The 279-nt window shown below is 68.5% G+C and carries 1 protein-coding gene; it reads right to left on the minus strand.

Annotated features, from left to right (window positions below):
* The coding region (locus ACR9ZJ_RS19435) for a DUF3106 domain-containing protein (RefSeq protein WP_481288697.1) at positions 1–279 on the minus strand (279 nt) is incomplete at both ends.

Raw genomic sequence — 279 nt, forward strand, 5'->3', positions numbered from 1 at the left:
GCGCTGCTGCTCGGGCGACTGTTGCCGCCACTTGTCCATCAGCTGGCGGCGTTGTTCCGGCGGGAGGTTGCGGAAGCGCTCGAAGGCGTCGTGCAACTTCGCACGCTGCTCGGGCGTGAGGTCCTGGAACTTCTGCCGGTTCCTGCGCGCTTCGGCACGCTCCTCGGGTGTCATGTGTTGCCACCGCTCGATGCGTTCGCGGATTTCCGCACGGCGTTCCGGCGGCAGGCCGCGCCAGCGCTGCGCCTTGTCGAGCATCCTCGACTGGCGTTGGGGAGG

The sequence above is a fragment of the Luteibacter sp. KNZ12-1A genome (genome assembly GCF_056755675.1).